The sequence below is a fragment of the Psychromonas aquimarina ATCC BAA-1526 genome (assembly GCF_000428725.1).
In the GTDB taxonomy this organism is placed as follows: domain Bacteria; phylum Pseudomonadota; class Gammaproteobacteria; order Enterobacterales; family Psychromonadaceae; genus Psychromonas; species Psychromonas aquimarina.
On record NZ_AUAM01000011.1, the window covers coordinates 107,372 to 131,187 of the forward strand.

21 protein-coding genes are annotated in these 23,816 nt (G+C 45.3%); 11 read left to right on the forward strand and 10 right to left on the reverse strand.

Annotated elements, in window-relative coordinates; translation table 11 throughout:
* Window positions 1-41 precede the first annotated feature (41 nt).
* Window positions 42-1,886, reverse strand: coding sequence for a leukocidin family pore-forming toxin (locus G337_RS0104105; RefSeq protein ID WP_211235778.1), 1,845 nt, complete (start codon window positions 1,884-1,886; stop codon window positions 42-44).
* Window positions 1,887-2,361: 475 nt separating this feature from the next.
* Here G337_RS0104105 and G337_RS0104110 point away from each other — a divergent pair, with 475 nt between their 5' ends.
* On the forward strand, window positions 2,362-4,590 hold the full coding sequence (locus G337_RS0104110) for a transporter substrate-binding domain-containing diguanylate cyclase (protein WP_028862748.1): 2,229 nt from the start codon (window positions 2,362-2,364) through the stop codon (window positions 4,588-4,590).
* 22 nt (window positions 4,591-4,612) lie between these two features.
* Here the strand turns inward: G337_RS0104110 and G337_RS25565 are convergent, their stop codons facing one another.
* On the reverse strand, window positions 4,613-4,744 hold the full coding sequence (locus tag G337_RS25565) for a winged helix-turn-helix transcriptional regulator (RefSeq protein WP_084605274.1): 132 nt from the start codon (window positions 4,742-4,744) through the stop codon (window positions 4,613-4,615).
* Between the two features lie 231 nt (window positions 4,745-4,975).
* Here G337_RS25565 and G337_RS0104125 point away from each other — a divergent pair, with 231 nt between their 5' ends.
* Window positions 4,976-5,647, forward strand: coding sequence for a glutathione S-transferase family protein (locus G337_RS0104125; RefSeq protein WP_028862749.1), 672 nt, complete (start codon window positions 4,976-4,978; stop codon window positions 5,645-5,647).
* Window positions 5,648-5,720: 73 nt separating this feature from the next.
* Here the strand turns inward: G337_RS0104125 and G337_RS29010 are convergent, their stop codons facing one another.
* From G337_RS29010 to hutW, 6 genes are all read right to left on the reverse strand, one after another.
* Window positions 5,721-7,430 carry a hypothetical protein gene (locus G337_RS29010; RefSeq protein WP_028862750.1) on the reverse strand — a complete coding sequence of 570 codons (1,710 nt, stop codon included), beginning with the start codon at window positions 7,428-7,430 and terminating at the stop codon, window positions 5,721-5,723.
* Window positions 7,431-7,632: 202 nt separating this feature from the next.
* Window positions 7,633-8,187 (reverse strand): hypothetical protein, encoded by a 555-nt coding sequence (locus G337_RS0104135; protein ID WP_157619209.1) that lies wholly within the window; start codon window positions 8,185-8,187, stop codon window positions 7,633-7,635.
* A gap of 65 nt (window positions 8,188-8,252) precedes the next feature.
* Entirely contained in the window at window positions 8,253-9,017 is a 765-nt protein-coding gene (locus tag G337_RS0104140) for a type 2 periplasmic-binding domain-containing protein (protein ID WP_028862752.1), read from the reverse strand.
* A gap of 221 nt (window positions 9,018-9,238) precedes the next feature.
* Complete coding sequence (gene hutZ, locus G337_RS0104145) at window positions 9,239-9,775, reverse strand: heme utilization protein HutZ (protein WP_028862753.1); 537 nt, start codon at window positions 9,773-9,775, stop codon at window positions 9,239-9,241.
* Between the two features lie 5 nt (window positions 9,776-9,780).
* Window positions 9,781-10,290, reverse strand: coding sequence for a heme utilization cystosolic carrier protein HutX (gene hutX, locus G337_RS0104150; RefSeq protein ID WP_028862754.1), 510 nt, complete (start codon window positions 10,288-10,290; stop codon window positions 9,781-9,783).
* Window positions 10,291-10,303: 13 nt separating this feature from the next.
* Complete coding sequence (gene hutW, locus G337_RS0104155) at window positions 10,304-11,686, reverse strand: heme anaerobic degradation radical SAM methyltransferase ChuW/HutW (protein ID WP_028862755.1); 1,383 nt, start codon at window positions 11,684-11,686, stop codon at window positions 10,304-10,306.
* A gap of 137 nt (window positions 11,687-11,823) precedes the next feature.
* Between hutW and G337_RS0104160 the strand changes: the two genes are divergently transcribed.
* The 6 genes from G337_RS0104160 to G337_RS0104185 are packed head-to-tail and all read left to right on the forward strand — an operon-like array spanning window position 11,824 to window position 16,379.
* On the forward strand, window positions 11,824-12,540 hold the full coding sequence (locus tag G337_RS0104160; RefSeq protein ID WP_028862756.1) for an energy transducer TonB: 717 nt from the start codon (window positions 11,824-11,826) through the stop codon (window positions 12,538-12,540).
* A gap of 2 nt (window positions 12,541-12,542) precedes the next feature.
* On the forward strand, window positions 12,543-13,244 hold the full coding sequence (locus tag G337_RS0104165; protein WP_028862757.1) for a MotA/TolQ/ExbB proton channel family protein: 702 nt from the start codon (window positions 12,543-12,545) through the stop codon (window positions 13,242-13,244).
* Window positions 13,241-13,660, forward strand: a complete 420-nt coding sequence (locus G337_RS0104170) for an ExbD/TolR family protein (RefSeq protein WP_028862758.1) — start codon at window positions 13,241-13,243, stop codon at window positions 13,658-13,660. The genes G337_RS0104165 and G337_RS0104170 overlap by 4 nt, the downstream gene beginning before the upstream one ends.
* Entirely contained in the window at window positions 13,660-14,505 is an 846-nt protein-coding gene (locus tag G337_RS0104175; protein ID WP_084605276.1) for a heme/hemin ABC transporter substrate-binding protein, read from the forward strand. The genes G337_RS0104170 and G337_RS0104175 overlap by 1 nt, the downstream gene beginning before the upstream one ends.
* 33 nt (window positions 14,506-14,538) lie before the next feature.
* A complete protein-coding gene (locus G337_RS0104180) occupies window positions 14,539-15,573 on the forward strand; it encodes a FecCD family ABC transporter permease (protein ID WP_028862760.1) in 1,035 nt (344 codons plus the stop codon).
* Between the two features lie 2 nt (window positions 15,574-15,575).
* A complete protein-coding gene (locus tag G337_RS0104185; RefSeq protein WP_157619211.1) occupies window positions 15,576-16,379 on the forward strand; it encodes a heme ABC transporter ATP-binding protein in 804 nt (267 codons plus the stop codon).
* Between the two features lie 14 nt (window positions 16,380-16,393).
* Here the strand turns inward: G337_RS0104185 and G337_RS0104190 are convergent, their stop codons facing one another.
* Window positions 16,394-17,434, reverse strand: a complete 1,041-nt coding sequence (locus G337_RS0104190; protein ID WP_028862762.1) for a LacI family DNA-binding transcriptional regulator — start codon at window positions 17,432-17,434, stop codon at window positions 16,394-16,396.
* A 409-nt stretch (window positions 17,435-17,843) separates the two neighbouring features.
* On the opposite strand from G337_RS0104190, the gene G337_RS0104195 reads away from it, so the two are divergent.
* The 3 genes from G337_RS0104195 to G337_RS25575 all read left to right on the forward strand — a co-directional run bounded on the left by G337_RS0104195 (window position 17,844) and on the right by G337_RS25575 (window position 22,490).
* Window positions 17,844-19,637 (forward strand): glycoside hydrolase family 36 protein, encoded by a 1,794-nt coding sequence (locus G337_RS0104195; protein ID WP_051302938.1) that lies wholly within the window; start codon window positions 17,844-17,846, stop codon window positions 19,635-19,637.
* A gap of 111 nt (window positions 19,638-19,748) precedes the next feature.
* Window positions 19,749-21,137, forward strand: a complete 1,389-nt coding sequence (gene melB, locus G337_RS25570) for a melibiose:sodium transporter MelB (RefSeq protein WP_037027062.1) — start codon at window positions 19,749-19,751, stop codon at window positions 21,135-21,137.
* Between the two features lie 117 nt (window positions 21,138-21,254).
* Window positions 21,255-22,490: a sugar MFS transporter gene (locus G337_RS25575; protein WP_051302939.1), complete on the forward strand. Its 1,236-nt coding sequence runs from the start codon at window positions 21,255-21,257 to the stop codon at window positions 22,488-22,490.
* Between the two features lie 168 nt (window positions 22,491-22,658).
* Here G337_RS25575 and add read toward each other — a convergent pair whose 3' ends face one another.
* Complete coding sequence (add, locus tag G337_RS0104210) at window positions 22,659-23,654, reverse strand: adenosine deaminase (RefSeq protein ID WP_028862764.1); 996 nt, start codon at window positions 23,652-23,654, stop codon at window positions 22,659-22,661.
* Window positions 23,655-23,816 lie beyond the last annotated feature (162 nt).

Here is a 23,816-nt window from a genome sequence, read left to right on the forward strand (position 1 = left end):
TGGATGCCTTTGCTTTCCTGCTTTAAAAAGCAAGACTGATGCTAAAAATCAGTATTTTTTTCTACCGTTGATGCACCAAACACATTAACGTAAGAAGTGTACGTATCTGTATTTACATCACCATCATCACTGCCTATAACAGGTGTCAGTAACAATTCACCCGTTGTTTTATGGTGTCCTAAATATTCCTGAGTAAACTTATTCTGCAACTGACTGCTGTTTTCCTGCCACTGCCAGCGCTGACTTAAGTTCGCACCACATCTCTGCAGACGACTGAGATCTTCAGCATCTAAACACTGCTTAGTGTTTTGCGCACTGACGTACTGCCCTGTACTGCTGTAGATAAATGCCTGCTGGAAATCATCTTCACTGCACTCTTGAACCGTTACGTTTTGCTGATTATCAGCAGAGATACATTTACTGTTGAAGCTTGCCAACTGCAGGTTCACAGGACGACCGCCGGTGAATACCGGATGATCCCAGTCAACCACAAAACTTACTCTCTTGTTTGCCCGCCTAACCTGGTTATCACTGTCTTTAGAGTAATAAGTACGCACACCAAAGAACCCGGTTACATAGGTATGATACCTAAAGCCGGTAATATCTACCGCAGAATCAAGGGTTAAGGTTGTTGTACCCGTTGCTTCTGGCGATGCCTGGTAGATCACCTCCATTTTTGGTGTAAAACTAGCGTAACCAATGGGGTTAACAAGACTGGTATCTGCCGGTAGTGTCAAGCCGGCAGTATAACCATGGATCGTTGTTTTTTTAATGGATTCAGCAGTTGGATACTGCTCTCTCGCCCATTTAAATTCAACATGTTTAGAGTCATTAGTGTTACGCTCAACCCGGTAATCACTGGTATCGAAGGAGAGCCATTTCGACTCACTCCAGCTCGCATTAGCATCGAGCTTGCCCTTAGGACCGTCTTCGCTGACCTCTACACCGCCGCTGATCCCGAAATTAAATGTGGAAACTTCTTTGTGGCTGTAATTCGCATTGAGGTTTGATGCAGGCACAGTTCTTAAAATATTGGCTTTGTCATTCGATGCATTGAAATTAAAGCTGTAGTTTCTTGCTATTGCAGTCGTAACCAGCTCAGCTTCATTGCCGCCCTCAGGCCATGGAATACCGCGCATCACTAAGACATTCTTATTGATTTGATGATTTAGATGAATGCCGGCTCCGGTGCTTGAATCATCAATCGCAATCCGTACTATTTTAGCATCCGGCGTTGAAGTTCCGGCAGCCTCATATCGTAAGGAGCGCTGTAAATTAACCTTATAAATTAATGATATATGTGCATTATCACAGGCATAACGACTTTGTACCGGTCCCAAATATGTGTTCCATGTTAGATTACATTCGTAATCATAGATAGGCCGTTTAGCATTAAGGTAAAAAGCCACGTTTGGGATAGAGTCATCAGCTGCCGGCAGAGAGAGGCTGCGTTTTACACGTGATTTTGATGCCCCTTCCAGCAGCTTAATATTTTCATCATCTTCACCTTCTAGCTGCGAAAACATCAACTCACCTTTATATGCGCTGATAACAATCATATCTCCCGGCATTGCCAGCCCCAGACTTTGCCGTAATTTATCTTTAGCGATACTTTTATCCGCCTCACTGTCAATATTACTGAAGTCAATCAGGTAGCGCTTATTTTCATTTAAAACCTGTGTTTTTACCTCTGTTAATGAGGGCGGCATAACCTGCTTGTCGAGCAGAAACTCTGCATTAACATAATTCACTGAACCTGCATCCTGCAGACTGCTCAGCATATTAACAGCAGAGCCTGCCGGCTCATCAATCCCTGCCGCCCAGCTCCCTGAGGCCATAACTCCCATCATAGTAAGTGTCACCAGACTGGTTTTCCATTTCATCATTGCTTCCCTTCTTATGTAGTTTAATAAACAGTTCAAAAGTATTGTGATTGATCCGCTGTGCCAGGCTAAAACACTGCCCGTACAACGAAATTTCGAATTGACAGCAAATGCTTTATGGTTCACATCTTGTTTTTACTGTAAAAACAAGCACTGCTCATAAGCTCACTTTTCATGCAGTCGTATCGAAAAGACATCTTATACAAAACAATAAAATATAAAATTACAGCCTATTACACTCAGCTCTTTTATGGCTAATATCCCTGATATGAAAAGAAAAGCCCAATAGTCCGCCATTTCCTTTTCCTTCGGCAGACTTTATCCTTCATTCAGATCCCTCCTCACAATTTATACTCTGCTGCTTGGTTATAATCAGCCTGTACATGGCAGTTTAATTAGCTGAAAAATCATTGAATCTCGCATCATAGATGCCGTAATAGTTTTCTCGTGAAAAAATCTATAGGGATGAAAATAGTAGATGCGTAACCATAGTGGTTATCACATAAGTAAAAACTCTGTTCTGCTCATAAAACAGTTTTGTTTTTACCTGCTGTTATTGTGCTTTTTTACTAGCGCAGCAGTTTCTGCGCATCAGGTTCCTATTTCATTTTCTCTTCAAGAACAAAAGTTTATTGACAGCCATTCCGAGGTTGTCCTAGGCAGTGACCTTGAGTTTGAACCGTTTTTTATTAAGAAAGCAAGTGGTGATATCACCGGGCACGATGCAGAGATATTACAGTTAATTTCCGAACGAACCGGACTGAATATCCGTGTTGAACTCGGGGTTTGGTCTGACATCCAGAGGAAAGCTAAAAACGGCAGGCTGGACGGTCTGGCAACGGCCATATTTGACAAAAGCCGGTTACAGTGGTTTATCCCCTCTTACCCTTATATAACAATGAGCAGCCTGGTACTGGTAAGAAACGGTAATCCGTTAAAAATATATAGTAAAAGTGATCTGAAAGGTAAACGGATAGCCCTGCAGCGGGGTAATTTATTGTTTGATAAACTATGGCGCAAATTCGCACCAGCGGCAGAGCCGGTCTATTACAATACAATGCCGGAAATAGTACAGGCGCTTTCATCCGGTGAAGTAGACTTTACTATTATGGATGAATCAGTACTTTATCTCAGCCGTAAGGTCGGCTTGGCCGGCACAATTGAGGGCGTTTTTTCTGTCGGCAAACCATTCGAATTAATTCTTTTTCTTAATAAGGAGCAGCCGGAGCTGCAGTCAATTATTAATAAGGGTTTAAACAGCATTAGTGAACAGGAACGCATTGATATAAGGAACCGCTGGTTTAAACAGGAAGTTGCCGGGGTGAACAGCAAGAGCCAGTTCAAATTAACTGATGCAGAAAAGGAATACCTTACTTTTAAAGGCAAGTTAAATATCTGTGTGAATTCCAGCTGGATGCCCCTGGAACAAATGAATGAATATCAATATACGGGAATCGCTGCAGACTTCTTTACTATTTTTGCAAAAAGATTAGATATCCATTTTGAATTTCAGACATCTAAAAACTGGAATGACAGCAGAAATGCACTAAAAAACCATCGTTGTGATCTTATTTCACTTTTTGAAGCTTCAGATAAGCACTCTGACAGCTTAACTTTTACAGCCCCCTATGCCGCCTCTTACTACACCCTTGCTACTCAAAATAAGCACGCTTATGTTAATGGTTTTAAAGGTAATATTAATAAGAAATATGCAATACACCATGGGCGAATACTGCTCAAAAAACTGCAGAACAGATATCCTAACTTAGATATTGTAGAAGTAGAAAATGCTGAAAGCGGCATACGGCTGGTCAGCAGCGGCGAGATTTTTGCGTATATTGATACACCGGAAATCATTAATTACACGCTAAAAGAGATGAATATTAGTAATGTAAAAATCAACGGCCAGCTTCCGCAGAAGCTTGAATTATCACTCGCTATGCGTAGTGACGAAAATCTGCTTCGCTCAATATTTCAGAAAGCAGTTAATTCAGTTGATCACGAAGAGCGCCAGAGAATCTATAATAAATGGTTCACCATCGAAGTAAAAAAAATCATTAACTACAAACTTCTAGTTTACATCTCCCTGGGGTTTATCAGCTTTCTTATAATATTTTCATATTGTAACCGACGTCTGCGCAGAGCTAAAAAAGAAACCGAACAAGCACTGTTTGAAATTAAAAACATCAAATTAGATTTAGAAAGAAAAAACACTCTACTGCAGAAACTGTCTGTAACAGATAAACTGACTCAATTGTTTAACCGCAACAAGCTGGATCAGGTATTACTGGATATGATTAAACATAACCAGCGTACCCCTAAGAATGACGGTGTGATCATCATAGATATTGATTCATTTAAGTCGATCAATGATACCTATGGCCACCCGGTTGGAGATGAAGTACTTGTAAATACAGCCATGGTGATACAAAAATCCATGCGTGAAATAGATGTGGTGGGACGATGGGGAGGAGAAGAGTTTTTGTTAATCTGCTCAGACATAAATGCACACGGCCTGTATGAACTGGCTGAACGAATTCGTAAAAATGTCGAAAACAGCTCATTTATCCCAAATAAAACCATAACCATTAGTATTGGCGCTACTTTACTGACAAGCGTAGATGATCATAGATCAATTCTATGCCGTGCAGATAAAGCACTGTATCAGGCTAAAGAAAACGGACGAAACAGGTGTATTGTTATTTAATCCCAGTGTGACTTTTTATGAATTAACCATGTGCCTGCTGATACTCTTTTCCCCTGTCACATAATAAATCCAAGGCTGGATTTAACTTTTCTGCCAGCTCGGTAGAGCTGTATTCAACACGCGGCGGGATCTCTGCATAAACCTTGCGGCTCATCAGCTTATCCTGCTCTAAAGCGCGCAGCCGCTGAAATCTGAAGCGACACCTGTCTTAGATTCTTTTTGTAAATTATTTTCTCTATGTAACGGCACTGAAACTGTCATTAGGCACCTTTAGGAAACTAGCTGAGCAACTGGTGACTACTTGTTTATTCAACTAGCCGCCCCTATAGTAACTATCAGCAATATACCAAGTGTCATTAGTAATTACTCCATAAGGAAATAAACAATGTCATTAACAGCACAGCCTATTGAACTAATCAGCTTTAAACTTTGCCCTTTTGTACAGCGCTCAGTGATCACCCTGAATAAAAAAGGGATCGACTACAAAATCACCTATATCGATTTAACGGATAAACCGGACTGGTTCTTAAAAATATCCCCTTTAGGTAAAGTACCGCTGCTAAAATATGGTGATGACGTGTTATTTGAATCAGCGGTAATTAATGAATTTTTAGATGAAATTACCGCTGAACAGATCATGCCGGCTGCCCCCCTGCAGAAAGCCAAAGACCGAGGCTGGATTGAATATCTCAGTCAGGTCACCATGAATCAGCATATGCTGATGGTCGCTGATAACCAGGAAGACTTTGAAACACATAAAGCATCATTAACGGAAAAACTGCAGCGTTTAGAAAATACAGTCAGTAGCGACAGTTTTTTTAACGGCCCGCAATTCTCGTTAGTAGACAGTGCATTTGCACCGATATTAACCCGTTTAGACCTGGTTAAACGCTTTTTTAATTATGATTTATTAACTGACATGCCCAGACTGCAGGCTTTATCTGCATTATTAATTAACCAGAGTTATGTAAAAAAATCAGTGGTAGAAGAATTTGACGAAATTATGCTGGAGTATTTAAAAGATAAAAATAGTTATTTAGCTGCCCATTCATTTTAGAAAAGCAGATATTCAGCCGAGCTTAAGGGCAGAGTTAACAATACATAGAAAATCATTATCTCTGCCGATCAATTTATGCTGCAGGTGCAGCTTCAACAACCGGTGCGGCTTCAACAACCGGGGCTGCTTCCACAACCGGGGCTGCTTCAACAACCGGGGCAGCTTCAACAACCGGGGCAGCTTCAACAACCGGGGCAGCTTCAACAGCCGGTGCGGCTTCAACAACCGGGGCTGCTTCCACAACCGGGGCAGCTTCCACAACCGGGGCAGCTTCAACAACCGGGGCAGCTTCAACAACCGGGGCAGCTTCAACAACCGGTGCAGCTTCAACAACCGGTGCGGCTTCAACAACCGGGGCAGCTTCAACAACCGGTGCAGCTTCGGCAACCGGTTCAGCTTCGACAGTCGGTGCAGCTTCAACAACCGGCGTTGCTTCTTCAGGCGCGGCTTCCACAACTGGTTCCGTTCCTGCTGCCGTTACAGGCTGGGCTTCGGGCTGCGCAGTTATTAACGGTTCGCTTTCAGGCTTCAACTGCGGAGCGGGCGGCACTGCTCTCTGCGCAAGCTGTACTTCTAACTGCTGTTTATAAGAGTTAATCAAAGTCTGCAAATTGATAACTTGGAAATCACTGCGCTCTAACTGTTTAAGCAGTTCACTGTTTTTACTTTCAGCAGCGGCGGTTAATGCGGCCTGTTGGTCATTAGCCGATTTTAATGCCTCAAGCTCACTATCAAGCACTGCGATCTGCTTTTCTAACTGTTCTTTGTCTTTGTTTTTATGCAGAGTATTTACCGCATCAACAATCAGCCTGCTTTGTATTTTTATCGGCTTATCTCTATAGTCTGAACCATTAAGTGCTTGAGAAACATTTAACAGCTTTCTTTCAAACTCTAAGACCAGCGGTTCAAATTTTTCATCTTCTACACTCGCCAGCAGTTTAACTTCATTAGCGATATTTGCAGTGTGTGACAGTTCAAACTCAGCCGCCAGCTCACTTTTTTCTATCGCTTTTAAATCACGCGTATTAGCGGTAACGATATTTTCAAGACTGCGGACTGCCGCCTGTGCTTTGGCAAAACTGATCGTGGCATAATAATGAAAATCATCTTTTTTAAACATCTGCAGTTTTGTCTGCAGGGGAACAACAAATTTTTCTAGGACAACTTCAACTTCCAGCTTTCTGGCTTTTTTAAGAAAAACTACCTGCTCAGCCTGGGCTTCAGCAATCTCTCCCTCGGCAACATATTCATACAGTTCGCTATAATCACGATAAACAGCTCGATAGTTATTGGCAGAAACAATAGATGCGCCGATCTCTTGTAAATACAAGATCTGTGCTTGGGCGTCAGACAATACTTGATCCGCCAGCTCTTTAATCTTCATCAGTGCGGCAAACTGCTTTTCAACTTTTAATAAACGCTCAGTAAATACCTGTGCATAGGTGGAAGATGAAAAGAGTGAATAACTTTCAGCAGCCTTAGCAGGATCAAGCGCAATAACCTGATACACTTCTTTTGTTTCCCCCCAGGTTTCCTGAAGATCAGAATATAAATCCGCAGAATAGACTTTTAGTTTCTGTGATTCTTTCAAAGTCTCCTGCCATATCTCATATTGTCCTTTAGACTGCTCATACATAGAAAAGGCGCTGACAGCAGTTTGCTCCTGATTAGAGCTTCCTGTTTCACGCGGGGCTTGTGCCGTACTTTGACAGCCGCTCAGAGCAAACAGTGCAGTTAGAACAGCGACTGCCGGCAGGTGTTTGATTACTACTTTATTATCCATAATTTATCATTCCTTTTTCTTACCTATTTCAGCAGAAAACTGCCTGGACTGTACTTAAATCACTGTCCAGACATTTGATATAACCTTTTCTTCACTTTGAAGGAAAGGGGTAATTTTTGATCTTATATAAAAAATTAAGCTCCGAATCTTTTTTAGAATAATAGACCGGTTTGCAGCAATTAAAAGAAGACAATGCCTATCATCACTGCTTCTTCTTCACTGAACGTTTAACGTATGGTTTAAAGCTGATCCCGATACATTGACCATTATCATCTTTGACAACACAGTCCCAGAGACGATCATCCTGCTTTATCGTGCCCTTTTTGCGCGGATTATTCCAGATACACGGGCAGGGAATTATCTCTTCTGATTTGATTTTTCGTAATGCCAGCGACTGCTCCCAAGTATAGATTTCACCGGCGATCAGCTCCGTTGGTGCATCAACCTTAGCTTTAACAGTTGGAGCTAGTTTTACACTTAAACAGATGCCGTATTTATCTTTTTCAGCACACAACCAGTAACGCTGCATATACAAATATTTAGGGTTATCGATATCTGCATCCGGCTGGTTCCAATGTGCTGTTGAAGGAATCAGAAGATAATCTTCATTACCCTGCTTTTTTAACAGCATCAGATCGTACCAGGTGTAAGACTGATCTGCATTGACAGCGGCAGACGCTAAACAAGGGGTTAGTAAAAAAAGGATCATTAACAGACAGGTTTTCATCGCTTGTTCTCCATTTACAAAACGAATCATTAACATACAAAAAAACAGCGGAAGTTATTGTAAGGCTGATCAATAAAACATATTTTAGCAGCAGGCTATTCCATCTCTATGGCCAGTCTAATTCTGTGCAGTGTTCCATCATCCGTCATTGCGCGCAGAGCCTGCTCCAGCTGTGGAATATAAGCGGCGTTTTTCTTATGCACATAGGGAAACAGCTCAAATTCAGAGATCACTGCAGCTTCTTGTATTCCTGCATCTGCAAAAAAATTATTGAGAATAACACGATTGCTGATTGCCGGGCCGGCAAGATACACACCGACTTTTCCTAACTCCAGCAGGCGGAATATTTTCTGCGGCTGGTAAAAGTACTGCTTATTTTCAGCAGGCAGCCCTGATACCTCCTGTTCGGCTTTCTTGCTGCCGTGCAGATAAGCAACGGTATAACCCATTAACTGAGCGTGCTTTATAAGAGTGTCCAGGTCCGAGACATAACTGAGAATTTCGGGATCTTTAGCAAAAAGAGTGTGCTGCACAGTGATAACCGGTACAGCAACCATAGATAAATTAGGGAACTTTGACTGCAGACCTTTTACTCTAATGCCGACGCCGTCTAACACGCCTCGATTAGCATCATGAAGCGCCCTTTTTTTCGGCAGCACTTTTATGACACACTCTATGCCTGTTCTTTTAGTCAGTTCTGTTAAAACTTCATCCATATAAGAGATCAGAATACCATCGTTATCCGGCATGCTGAACAGCAGCTTAGCGGCAGGGCTCGACTCATCTGCTCTAGAGGAGTTAAAAGAAGCATCAGTAAGCATTAACAGGGTCACTGAGAAGAAAAGAAACAGCACTTTCATGGATTTTTAATCCTTTATCCAGGCATGAGTTATGAGCGGCTAATAATGTAGACTGCCCGTTACACTGAGTCTAGCGAAAGGCGGTTAATTACTCCATTTCTTGGTTAAAGAAAAATTTTTGATATTAGAAGCGAAAAGTTTGCGGCAGCGGTAAAAAACTAAGCAGAGAAATAAACTGCCGGCAGATAAAACCGGCAGTCTGAGGAGAACAATTTATCTATTTACGCAGTTTTCTGCTCAACCTTAGTATGGCCTTTATCAAGGTGTACAAAGTCCACTAAATCATTGTCGCTCACCTGGTAAGCCTTGCCGAAACCTTTAACAAATAAACCGTTCTTCGGCTGCAGCCGGATCAGTTTAAAATCTTCTAAGCCGCTTAAACTGTCAATAATCTCACCCAGAGACTCTTTCATTACAGAAATAACCTGATTCCATTTTTCTGATTCACGCTCAATCAGCTGGGCATCGGCATCAAAAGTTAAACGCATGCGCGCAAAAATAGTTTTTGCAGTCGCTTCATCTTCAATCAGCATTAATGAAGCCTGCGGGTTTTCCATCAGGTTGCGCGTATGGCGTGCAATTTCAGAAATCAGTACATAATAACCGTCTTCCAGGGAGATAAACGGAGCATAACTCACATTCGGCTTACCGTCTTTACATACCGTCGCCAGCTGCAGTGTTTTTTTACTTTCACGAAACTCTTTAATTTCAGGACCTAAACGACTCTGCAGGCGCTCTTTTTTTATTTCAGCATTCATTATTATTATTCTCCGAATTGTGTTTTTAACTGTACAAATTTTTCAATCTGCTCCGGGAAAAGCTGACGTTTTTCGTCACGCCCCAGATAAATTTTAAAAATAGACTCGCCCTGCTCGGTAAAAAATCCCAGATAATGACTTTCACTGCCCATAAAGGGTTTGCTGACCAGAGCAATATCTGTGACTAAATCAATACGTAAATGACCGTGCAGCTGCCCTTCTCTGCCCATCAGGTTGTAATAACCGCGGGCGTTTTTCCCCTTTGGAAAAGGCGCTTTCACCTCAAAGATTGAAGAGCATGAATGTACAATCGTAGTCACAGGTCCCCAGCCGGCAAGCTCAGTTAATACTTTTTCACAAAAAGAACCGTCAATTCGAGTTGTCATTGCTTTTGGAAAAGCAAAAACCACCTGTGCTTCACTTACCTGCAGTTCTGCTGCAATGGCACTAGGCAGTAAAGCCGGCTCACGTTCCAGTACTGCCAATACCTGTTCTTTTAACATTGCTGTAGACATTATATTCTCCGCTTTAAGCAGCCGCATGCTGCTGTTTATTATTAGTATTATTGGCATCCTGCTGTAATACAGTGATTAAATTCTGCGCCAGTGTCACCGCCCAGAACTGTCCCGCTAACGTCAGGCTTAAATAGTCCTGCTCAACCTCCACTAAACCTTTTTTCTGCCATTCATCAAACAGCGGCAGGCAGTATTCAAAGAGATCCGAACCGCTCACCTGCCTCAGTGCAGAGCGTGATACAACCCCCCGGTCAAAGGCTGCGGTGATCTCTTTATGCACTGCGGCATCGGACGACTGCAGACTCAGCATGGCGACTGAATGCTGCTGCGTCTCAATTGATTTAAGGTAGTTTTCCAGGGTGCGGTCCTGCATTACAGAAAGGCCGTTGACATTGCCGCCGGCACCGCAGCCGAGCGGCAGTACAGCAGCTGTAGTTTTAGCCAGACTGTTATAAATACTGCGTTCGCGGTTACTGGTCGCCCAGTGACCGACACTTAGACGTTTGATATGGTGTTTACGCATAAAGTGCACACCATACTCAAACATTTTCGCTTTAGCCGCCGTATCAGCAGGGGCAGGCAGGCTGCCTTTTTCAACCATAGCCTGCATCGGCATACCGCCTAACTCCACCAGCTGATAAAGATCCACGCCATGCACGCCGGATTCTAAAAAGTCCTGCAGATCCTGTTTCCAGATATCCATGGTCTGATAGGGTAAACCGTACAGCAGATCAATGACGATCGGCGCGGCATTCACTGCACTTAATTCCTGTAGACGGCGCATCAGAGGTTCACGGTCATCCAGGCGTTTTGCGGAACGGCGCACCTTAGTATTAAAGCTCTGCACACCAAATGAAAAGCGGTTAAATCCGCCTTCCAGTGCATTCTCAAAAAGAGAGTCGTCAAAACGGTTAATGCGTCCCTCTAAGGTGATTTCACAATCCGGGGTTAAAGGAAAATAACTGCGGATAGTTTTACCTAAAATAAGCAGCTGCTCGGCAGACAAATCGGTAGGTGTGCCGCCGCCGACATACACAGCTTGAAAAGGTGCTGACTGTGTCCAGGGCTGCTGTGCCTTCCAGCGGATTTCCTTAAGCAGAGCGGCAAAATAATCGGCAATCATGGTTTTACTGGCGGCATGCTGGAAAAAATTACAATAGGTACAGCGCACCCGGCAGAACGGAATATGAATGTATAAACATCTCTGCTGCGCTGTATCGCCAGGCTGCTTTAGCGCTTGTTCAAAGCGGCTGACTTGCTCTTCCCTGGGAATTACTGCAGCACGGCCTCCTGCATGTGCTGATTTTTTTCTGCAGAAAGCAAACTGTAATGGAGACGGTGTACTGATACCCGTTATCTCTTCATTTAAGTGCTTAATGTTGAGTCTATTTTTCATATTGTCACTTCTTTTGATGTGATTTTCGAGGCAAATCATAGCTGCAGGAAAAAGAGAATGCAAATGATAATTGATATCATTGCAAAACTAAGTGATAATCACTGCGATTTGAAAACAACAGCCATAAGGAGTCGATTATGAATCTGCAGCGATATTTTATTGCCGGAAGTTTATCTCTGGTTCTACACACAGCAATGTTCTGGTCGGCGGCTGAAAACAAAGCTTATGCGGTCCCTCTTGGTACAACCTCAACGGCCGTGTCGCTGAATTTTACGTCAGTGAAACCACCAGGCAGCGAAACTAAAACAGCACAGGCAGCACCAGAGAAAAAGGCGCCTATAGAAAAGCCGCAGAAGAAAGCGCTGGAAAAAAAAGTGACCAAGAAGAAAACAGCTGAAAAGAAAATAACAAAACCAAAAGCAGCTGAGCAGAAAACAGCCAAACCAGCCGCGCCCCCCGTTAAAAGCAAAGAAAAAACAGAGCCAGTCGAAACAGTCAAAGCTGAGCCTAAAGAAAAAACTCAAGAGACTAAGCAGGAAAGTGCGCCGGCACCTTCCGGCGCCACGGAGAAACCGCAGCTGGTAGAAAAACCGCGTTTTCAGTCTCCTCCCTCTCCGCCTCGTTATCCGCGTCTGGCTAAACGTAAAGGCATTGAAGGCACAGTCACCTATGAGGTGTGGTTAGATGAAAAAGGCAGACAGATTAAATTAACTCTAAAGGATTCATCGGGCACGCAAATGCTTGATGCAGCGGCTTTACAAGCCATTGAAAAATGGAAATTTTCTCCACATAAGGTCAACGGCCAAGCCATTGCCCAGCGCGTTTTTGTTCCTATTAGATTTAAACTGGATTAACCATGGAAACTATCAGTAATCTCCAGCAGCAGCTCGGCTTAATGAGCTGGCCGCTGTTAATATGCTCCGCCATTACCCTTACCCTGCTGCTGGAGCGCTTCGTGCAGCTGCTGCTCTTTACCCGCCTCGGGCCGCAGAATATCCAGCAGCTGCTGGGCGAAACTAATGCGGCTGATCAGCAGCAGTTAAATAAACTGGCGGCAGACTTAAGCGGGCACCGTGCATTGATGAGCCGCGGCATAGCAATGCTGATCAGGCATCGACATTTCCAGAAACCGCTGCGCGAAGACGCCGCCGGCATGTGGCTGCAGCAGAAACGTCAGCAGCTGCGCACCGGTTTGAAACTGTTAGCCTTAATCGGTGTTCTCAGTCCGTTAATTGGTTTGCTGGGTACGGTAATTGGTTTAATCGAGATGTTTAAAGCGGTTGCCCAGAGCAGCGGCTCAATTACGCCTAATGATCTTGCCGACGGCCTGGGTATTGCTATGCGTACCACGGCAGCCGGATTAATTGTTGCCTTACCGGCGATCTCCGGCGCGCAGCTTCTGGGGTTATGGGCAGATAAAATTATCAGCAAATTAGAGCATTCGCTTAATTACTGCAATTTATGGATGGAAGGCATCACTCTTACAGAAGCAGCTGCTGATAAGAAAACCGTGCAGCAGCCGTCCGTCTGTACAGAACAGCCGGAGGCACAGATATGATCCGCATTACTTCTTCTCTCACAGAAGATGAAATCAAGCCGGATCTTACCCCGCTGCTGGACATTATCTTTATTGTGATGGTTTTTCTGCTGCTGACCGCCAGTATTAAACTGCAGTCATTAGAGGTGCAGCTGCCGACTTCTGATGTGCAGGCCGATACGGCGCTCAGTGATAACTCGGTAAGTATTAATATTCTCTCGCAGCAGCCCTACTGGGCCGTACAGGGAAAGTCATTTGCAGACTGGCCGGATTTCACCAGTGCTTTATTAAAAGCGGTTAAAGACAAAAAGCAGCCGGATATTGTCATTGCCTCCGACAAAACTGCACACATCCAGCATATGGTGAAATTATTCGCTTTTCTGCAGGAAAACAACATCCAAGCAACACAAATATTAATTGAAGAGGAAAACAGATAATGACGACGATTAAAGCATTTACGCTGCTGGGCACGATACTGGCTTTCAGCAGCCCTTTTTCCTACGCACAGGAACGTATTATCAGCGCAGGAGGTTCGGTCACTGAACTGATTTATGCACTGGATGCACAGAAAAGTTTAGTTGCCGTTGATGTCACCAGTCATCTTCCCCAGGGGCAGGTTTTACCGAAGGTCGGTTATCACCGCCAGCTTTCCGCCGAAGGGTTAATCAGCCTGAAACCAACACGTTTAATCGGCTCCGATGAGATGGGCCCGGAATCAACGCTGCGCCTGCTGAAACAGTCCGGTGTCAGCGTGGATATTATTAATACTGAAGCCACAGTTGCCGGATTATTAAAACGCGTAGATCAGCTTGCCGAAGTTACGCATAGCGAAGACCGCAGCGCACAGCTTAAAGAGGAAATAAATCAAACGGTTGCATCACTGCAGGCTAACCAGCCGCAGACACAGGATAAAAAGAAGGTACTGTTTCTGCTGATTCATGAAGGCAGACCTGCCAATGTCGCCGGCAGTGAAACAACTCCCGATGAAATTATCACTCTGGCCGGCGCTGTTAACCCGGCTGCTGAGCAGCTTAATGCCTATAAACCCTTAGCCATGGAATCCCTGGTTAAGATGCAGCCCGATGCTGTTATTGTCAGTCAGCGCAGTGCAGATAAGTTTGGTGATATTGATGCCGTTATTGCTGCAGTGCCTATGCTGGCGGCCACTCCGGCGGGTAAAAACAGAGCGGTAATGACCATTAACGGCAGCGCGCTGATCGGCGGTTTAGGTTTATTAAGCCTGGATGAAGCAAAACGTTTAAATAAGTTTTTATACCAGTAGTTTTTACATTCACTTTCTTTAACTGAGTTTTTTATGCTGTTACGTCGTTTACCTTTATCTTTATTAATCATACTGGGCCTGGTTATTTTAACCCTTACGGCAGCTTCCTCAATTGTGATCGGTCCGATGTCGATTTCAATGCGTGACAGCTTTACCGGTTTATCTCCCTGGGCATCTGATCTGCCGGAGCATATTCAGATGGTTATCCATCAGATACGTCTGCCGCGCACCTTACTGTGCATGATAATCGGGGCTATTCTCGCTCTAAGCGGCGCAGTAATGCAGGGCTTATTTCGTAATCCCCTTGCTGAACCGGGCATTATCGGTGTTTCTGCAGGTGCGGCATTAGGGGCAGCCCTGGCCATTGTTATTTTTGCGGATATCGGCACAGCTTATCCGTTATTAATGAATATTGCCGCAGTGCCTTTCTTTGCTTTTCTCGGCGGTGCATTAACCACTATTCTGGTTTATTCACTGGGCACCAGTAAATTCGGTACTTCTGTTTCAGTTATGCTGCTTGCCGGTGTCGCAGTCAGCGCGCTTTCCGGAGCGGCTATCGGTTATTTAAACTTTATTGCCGATGATCAGATGCTCCGTGATTTATCCCTGTGGTCCATGGGCTCTCTGGCAGGTGCTACCTGGTCAAGCATACTGCTGGCCGCAGTCACTCTGCTCCTGCTGTTTACTGTTTTTATGTATCACGCCAAAGGTTTAAACGCCCTGCTGTTAGGGGAAGCAGAGGCAGGACATTTAGGCATTGATACGCAGAAATTAAAAAGAAGAATGATCATACTGGCTGCCGCCGGTGTCGGCATTACCGTCAGTATCTCCGGGGTGATCGGTTTTATCGGTTTAATTATTCCGCACCTCGGCAGAATGTTATGCGGGCCGGATCATAACCGTCTGCTGCCGCTGGCCGCTCTGCTCGGTGCACTGCTGTTAACCGCGGCCGACATGGTAGCCCGGGTCGCCGTTACACCTGCCGAACTGCCTGTGGGTATTGTTACCGCTATGATCGGCGCACCTTTTTTCATCTATTTGCTGTTTACTCAACGCGGAAGAATCTGATTATGACAACAATTAATAACAACTCGCCCGCAATTTCCTGTGAACACCTTTTTTTAAACCTTGGTGGTAAACAATTATTAGACGATCTGTCCTTAACCATACACACAAGCCAGGTAACCACTTTATTAGGCCCGAACGGTGCCGGAAAAAGCAGCCTGTTAAAAATATTATGCGGTGAAACAGCCTATGATAAGCGGGCGCAGAGCAGTATCCGTTATTTCGGCACAGCACAGTGTGAATGGCCGAAACAAAAGCTGGCGGCACATTTAGGGGTGCTGCCGCAGCAGAGCAGTTTAAATTTTGCCTTTACCGTTAAAGAAGTGGCCGCATTAGGTTTACTGCCTCTGGGTCTGGCTCCGCAGCAGGCGCAGTCGGTTCTGTCGGAGAAAATGGATAAAACCGGGATCAGCCACCTTAGTGACCGTTTATACCCTTCGCTTTCCGGCGGAGAAAAACAGCGCGTGCATCTGGCACGGGTATTAACCCAGATCAGTCAGTCGCGGCATCAGACTATTTTAATGCTCGATGAACCCACTTCAGCGCTGGATCTGTGCCACCAGCATAATACCCTGAATATTGCCCGGCAGATGGCCGATGCCGGAGCAGCTGTGATCGTGGTACTGCACGATTTAAATCTGGCGGCCCAGTATTCGGACCGCATCATTGTACTTAATGAAGGAAAAATTCAGGCAGACGGCACTCCCTGGCAGGCGCTTAATGAAACTATGATTAAAGCCGTATACGGCCAGAAGACCTTAGTATCTAAACATCCGCAGGCCGATTACCCGGTGGTTTATGCGGCTTGAAACTTCGGCTGCATTTAATGTCTGCACAAACTTGAAGCCCGCACCACCAGCTCCACAGGCACTACAACAGACTTATTATGTTCCGGGTCCAGCAGCGCGGCTATAGTACTGCGAGCCATAGCTGCAAAATCCACTTTCAGCGAAGACAGAGGCGGATGCTGGAAGTCATTAAAATAGGTGTCATCAAAGCCGACAATACCAAGTATATCCAGATACTGCGCATCGATTTCACGCAGCTTTCTAATAAGACCATAGGCCACAGCATCGGAGGCACAGACAACTGCTTCCGGTCTAGGAGACATCTTAATAATCTGCTCGGCGGCATGGGCTCCGGCCTGCTCGGAAAAATGTCCGGGTATTACAACGGGGGACGCGCCGCACTCCTGCATTGCCCGGCAGTAGCCCTCTTCTCTCATACGCGCAGAGCGTTTATCCGCATCACCGCCGATAAAACAGATAGACTTGAAACCTTCTTGATGAAGATGATGCGCGGCCTGATAAGCCCCCTGACTGTCGTTTGTATATATATTGACAGCCGCTTTGCTCTGGTCAATATCCCGGTCAATAACTGCAACGGGAAAGTTCTCCGCAACCAGCTGGTCAATAAAAGTAACCCTGTCCGGAAGCCCGAGAAAAACAGCTGCGGTAATACTTTTGGATTCAAAGGATTTTTTAATACTGCCTTTTATTTCCTGTTCATCTTCTCCATGCACCAGCAGCTCAACCATCATACGGTATCCGCACTGACTGGCGGCCATAATGAAATTGGAAATAACCCCCATCACATAGGGGGAGCCAAGACGGCATAAGGAATCCGTTTGTGTATCGGTCTCGGAAGCATAGATATAAAGCGCCACCACACTTTGTGCTTTGCCCTTAAGCACCTGAGCAGCTGCATTCGGCGTATAACCGTGCTTCTCCATTACCGAGCGTACTTTATTCTTAGTTTCTTCCGGGATATCCGGATAGTTATTAACAACTTTAGAGACAGTGCTTCTCGATACACCGGCCAGTTTAGCAATTTGAGCACTGTTGATTGTTTTCGGGTTAGCCATAAAAAGTATCTGCAAAAGGAGTAAAAATTTATTCTACCATCGCATAAAGCTAAACAAAATCCACCTATACAGCGCCTGTATTATGTAAATTCATCAAACAGTGATCGAAATACTCCGTTGAACGACAGATAGATACAAAACAAGACTTTAGTATAAAAATGCAGTTTAAATCCAGCACAGGTCTTTCTATAGGCTCCTATGCCTGACCGTGAAGCATTTCCACAAAAACACCCCGGCTAATATTTGACCGGCGTCGCAGTTTGTTAATTATGTTGTCATTTCAGGCAAATAGATGTCGCCACGAACAGCTGTTCGGAGTAATGTGGCGAACAGCTGTTCGTGAGTGCGGAATATTCTTCCCTGAACGAACAAACATCACTAATCAAATTAAACGCAAAGGATGTTACACATGAAACAATCACTCAATACCGGTCAGTTATCCGTTCATCTGCAGGCCGGGGCGGCAGATGCCCCTCTAGAAGTAACACTCAGCGAGCGCAGAGATAATGAAGTTGTGTTTATTGATTTCACAATCACCTCAAAACAGTCGGTCACTTTTCCTGAAGCAGTGCTTGATGTTCATTTCCCGTTTGTGAATATGCATTCCTGCTGGACCCCCTGCCTGTACGGCAATCCGAAATCTATTCGTAATAAAGGCATACCTGAGTGGTGGCCTCATTATGACAGCCAGATCAGCAAAGCGGCTCCGGTGGGCTGTTTCTACAGTCAGGATGGTGAAAACCGTCTTGCTTATGCCCTGTCCGATGCCAATGAATCGGTAAAAATTCATGCTGGAGCTTATGAAGAGGAGCGTGTCGGACGTATCCGCATGCGTTTATTCAGCAGCCCTTCTATACAGCGCAGTGAATATCAGGGGACATTACGCCTGGATCTGAGATCGGTTCCCTACTATGAAGCAGTTGAAGATATGTCCAGCTGGTATGAACAGCTGTTTAATAATCATCAGATGCCCGTGCCGCAAGCGGCGCTTGAGCCGGCCTATTCCACCTGGTACAGCTTCCATCAGAATTTATCGCAGCAGAAGATTGAAGATCAGTGCCGTCTTTCCTCAGAAATCGGCTGTAAAACAATTATTCTTGATGACGGCTGGCAGACAGAGAATAACAATCGTGGTTATAAATACTGCGGTGACTGGCAGGTCGCAGAAAGCCGCTTTCCTGATATGCGCGGTCACGTAGAACGTGTTCAGGCTATGGGCATGAAATATATCCTGTGGTTAAGTGTGCCGTTTATCGGACAAGGCTGCAGGATCTGGGATGAATTCAAGGATAACCTGCTGTTTTACAGTAAGCAGAATGAGTGCGGCACCCTGGACCCCCGCTACCCGGAGGTACGCAGATATCTGATTGATACCTATCGACGTGTTGTGACAGATTATAACCTCGATGGCCTGAAGCTTGATTTTATTGATGAATTTAATATGTCACAGGCAGAAGGCAGCGCACTGAAGAGCGATCCGGCGCGTGATACTGAATCTCTGCCGCAGGCTGTGGACAGTTTAATGACGGGCATCAGAGAAGCCCTAACGCACATCAATCCGGAAATTATGATTGAGTTCCGTCAGACTTACATTGGGCCGATGATCCGTAAATACGGCAATATATTCCGTGTACATGACTGTCCGAACGATTCAGTCATGAACCGTATGAGTATTATAGATCTGCGTATGTTCTCGGGCAATACCGCCGTGCATTCCGATATGTTTATCTGGTCAAATGAGGACTCTGCTGAAAGTGCCAGTCTGCATTTTATCAACACCCTGTTTTCTGTACCGCAGATATCGCCGGATATGAAAGAGCTCTCTTCTGAGCACCTGCATATGAGCAGACACTGGCTGAGTTTCTGGCGAAGCAACAGAGATCTTCTGCTTAAGGGTAAGCTGAAATCCTCTTATCCGGAAATGCACTATCCGCTTATTGAAAGCCAGCTGGGTAATAGAAAAATAGTCACAGTGCACGCCCGTATGGTCAGTGAAATTTTCAACAGTGATGAACAGGAAGTTATTCTGATCAACGGTGCCATGGAAAACAGCCTGTTTGTCAAACTGCCGCAGGCCGTTTCTGTCGGGGCGCTTACCTATGACTGTCTGGGTAATATGGTCAGAGAAGAAGCTCTGAACCTGGATAAAGGGCTCAATGAAATTGACATGCCCAAATCCGGTTATATCGTGCTTCGTAAATAAGACTGACTGCAGTAAAGTCAGATAACTCACGGGGATTTATCCGGCTTTTAAAATTAATGGTTTTAAATCAACATATTTATCAGTCTGGTAAATATGATCTGGAGAATAGTAATGAGTGCAATGATTAGAAAAGACAAAGTCGGCATGCCGACAAAACTGGCTTTTGGTTTCGGCGGGTTTGGTAAAGATTTCGGCTTAGTGGTAGTAAATACGTTTCTGTTTTTTTACTACACGGATGTTGTTGGTGCTTCAGCGGCATTTATAGGTTCGGTTTTCCTTGGCGCGCGGATCTGGGACACAATAAACGATCCGCTCCTGGGTTATCTGGTTACTAAAACGAAATCACGCTGGGGAAAATATAAACCCTGGATTTTTATCGGTAATATTCTTAATGCACTGTTTATTGTTGCGCTGTTTTCAGCCCACCTATTCTCCGGTACAGAGCAGCTGATTTATATTGTTATCACCTATGTCGGCTGGGGTATGACTTATACACTGCTGGATGCCCCTTTCTGGTCACTTATCCCGACCATAACTCTGGATAAAGGCGAACGCGAAAGACTGATGCCTTACCCGAGACTGCTCGCTTCGTTAGCAAATTATATTGCCAGCGGTGTAGGAGTGATGGCGGTCAGTAAACTTGGAGCAGGTGATGACGGCCATGGTTTCATGCTGTTTGCAGTAATCAGCGGCGTACTGGCTGTTATCAGCGCTACTGTTACCTGTATCTGGACTGAACAGTCCTTTGAAGAAAATACTCAGACAGCTAAACCGTTAAAGATAAAAGATGCCCTTAGATTAATTTTCAAAAATGATCAGTTTGTTGTACTGCTTTCACTTGCCCTGCTTTACAACATTGCCGCCAATATGACCGGCGGACTGAATCTGTATTTCTACACTTATGTGCTCGGTGATCAGAGCCTGTTCACTACCTATATGCTTTGGGCTGGTATCTTCGGCACCGGCTCCCTGCTGATTTTCCCGCAACTGATGGAGCAGTTCGGCAGAAAATTCGTATTTTCTGTCTCTCTGCTGCTGCCGGTTGCCTCCGCAGCTATACTCTATCTGGTCGCCAATTATGCGCCTGAATCTAAAATGCTTGTATCAATAGCAGGTATAACCGGCGGCGTTTCCACTGCAGTTTACTGGCTGATGGTGCTGCTGATGGTTGCCGACACCGTTGATTATGGTGATATGAAAATGGGTATCCGCTCAGAAAGCGTCTCTTATTCTGTGCATACTCTGATCAGTAAATGTTCCGGCGCTTTAACCGGTTTTCTGATCGGCATCAGCCTGACCATGATCAGTTATGTGCCTAACCAGGAGCAGACAGCAGATACGCTGCAGTCCCTGCAGCTGATTTATCTGGCGCCCGCTTTACTTTGCCTGATTTCCTACTTTATCTATATCAAATTCTACCGCCTTAACGATCACGAGTTAGATAAGGTTCAGCAGAATCTGGAAGAGAAATACGCAGCAGATACAGCAGAAGCACTCTGATTTAACAGAAAAATAATGACGGCTAAAACTTATTCAGCCGTCATTCAGACGTATTTAACCTCCTGCCGCAAACAGTCCTCTAATACGAATAATCAACCACTTTAAAGGAAGCTTAAAATGCCTTTATCTAAATCTCAGCCGCAAAACCGGACTACTGCGGCCCTGACATTACTGAGTTCAGTATTTTTTATCTGGGGATTTCTGACCTCGCTGAACAGTGTTTTAATTCCTCATCTGCAGCAGGTATTTCAGCTTAGCTACAGCGAATCTATGCTTATTCAGGCAGTCTTCTCATCCAGCCCTCTGCTGATCAGCCTGCCCGCCGTTAAACTAATGCACTCAATAGGTTATAAAAACACCCTGCTTTTCGGGCTGGCCTTAACAGCTGCCGGTGCATTAGCTTTTTATCCGGCAGCCGACGCTTTTTCCTACCCTCTGGTGCTGCTGGCAGTGCTGATCACTGCGATGGGCGTCGCAGTTCTGCAGGTTGTCGCGAATCCCTATGCGGCGGCACTGGGCGACAGGAGCACGGCGGCTTCCCGGCTGACCATGGCTTCCGGTATCAACTCTCTGGGAACAACCATCGCCCCCTATATCGGCGCTCTACTGCTGTTTTCGGCAGCAGATCTGTCAGCACAGGATAAAGCAGAACTGGTGCAGGGCCCTTATCTGCTGACAGCCGCCGTCATAACAGTACTGATAATTATTATGAAAATAAGCTTTATGCCGGAGCCGCGACAGGTATCAGTAAAGCAGAAACAGAAAACATTTCCCGCATGGCGCTATCGCCATCTGCTGCTCGGCATGCTGACCATCTTCTGCTATACCGGAGCCGAGGTCAGTATAGGCAGTTTTCTGCTTAGTTATCTTAATCAACAGGGAGATTATTCGACACAGACGGGTGCCAAACTGGTTGCATTATACTGGGCAGGCGCAATGACAGGACGGTTGCTCGGCCCCTTTGTATTTCGTTATATCTGCGCCCGTAAAGTACTGTTTATTAATGCACTTACCGCGGCAGCTCTAATACTTTCTGCTGTTGTTTCTCCGGGCATTTCTGGAGGCTGGGCGCTGATTGCTGTGGGCCTGTGTAACTCAATTATGTACCCGGTGATATTTTCCATTGCTCTGGACAAGCTCGGGGAAAGTACAGCTCAGGCTTCCGGCATGCTGGTAATGGCAGGTGTAGGCGGCGCCGTTCTGCCGCTTATGCAGGCACTGCTGGCTGACAGCAGCAGCCTGGTTATTTCCTTAATCATTCCCGCAATGTGTTACGCCGTTATTATGGCTTACAGCCTGTTCGGCTGGAGACCCTGTCTTTTAGGTGCGGGACAGAGACTGCAGGTCGAATAGAGATATAAAAGCCCTGTGAACAGGGCTTCTTTGTTTAATTTAAAATCTATCAGCAATAAGCTGATTTCTCCTTACTCATATTTACCGTCTACAGCATGAGTAATTGTTATGCTCTTTCCGCGTAGGGCGATAGAATTGGGCTATTCGTTCACCATCAATAGATACCTGTTACTTAGCAAAGTCCATCAGCTCAGCTTTCACCGCATCATCCGCAAATGAGTGCTCAACGCTCTGACGGTAGATCTGGTAGTAATCTTCAACACTCAGCCCGAACACTTCCATCACCTTACGAACTTCATCGGTCATGGTGGTGTTAGACACTGTGCGGTTGTCGGTGTTGATGGTTACAGGAATGCCGCCCTGGTAGAACTCTTTCACCGGGTGCGCAGCAAACACTGGTACGGCTTTGGTCTGTACGTTACTGCTTGGGCAGGTTTCCAGGGCCACCTGATCTTCTTTAACGCGCAGGTAAGCCTGCTCGTCATCGCGGATCGCGATACCGTGACCGATACGCTCTGCGCCCAGCATAGTGACCGCTTCATACACGTTCTGACCACAGCCCTGCTCACCAGCGTGAATCGTAATGCGGTAGCCTTTCTCCTGAGCGTACTGCGCATACTCAACGTAATCGTGGCTGAAACCGTCCAGTTCACTGCCTGCCAGGTCAAACGCTGCCACGCCTTTACCCAGAAATTTCACACCCGCGTCGATCACCGGCTTAATGGTGTCTGACGGCATAAACTTCACCATAGACAGGATAACGTTACCCTTAATGTCGAACTGCTGCTCAGCACGCTTCATGCCTTTAACCACCGCTTCGATGATCTCCTCGTAGCTCAGCCCCTGCTTGGTGTGAAGCTGAGGAGCAAAGCGCACTTCCAGGTACTTCACGTTCTCGTTTGCTGCGTCTTCAAACAGCTCAAATGAAATACCCTCCAGTGCATCCGCAACCTGCATCACAGATACCGGCAGGTCAAAACGGCTCAGGTATTCCGGCAGATCCTGACAGGTTTCTGGTGCGATCATCATATCGCGGATTTCATCCAGGTTATCGCTTGGCAGCGAGATACCCTGCTCTTTAGCCAGCTCCATCAGAGTCTGTGGACGAAGGCTGCCGTCTAAGTGGCAGTGAAGGTCGATTTTTGGAAGATCAAAATATTTCATTGTAGTTATTTCCGATATTTCATTAATTTTCGAGTTAAATACTGGCAAGCATAGCCTTATCTGGGTCTATACGCCGAGCTTGAGTTAAAACAATACTAGCTAACTCGCTGATTTGGCGACACGACAATTGTCGGGTGGTACAATTGCAAGTTCACAGTTTTT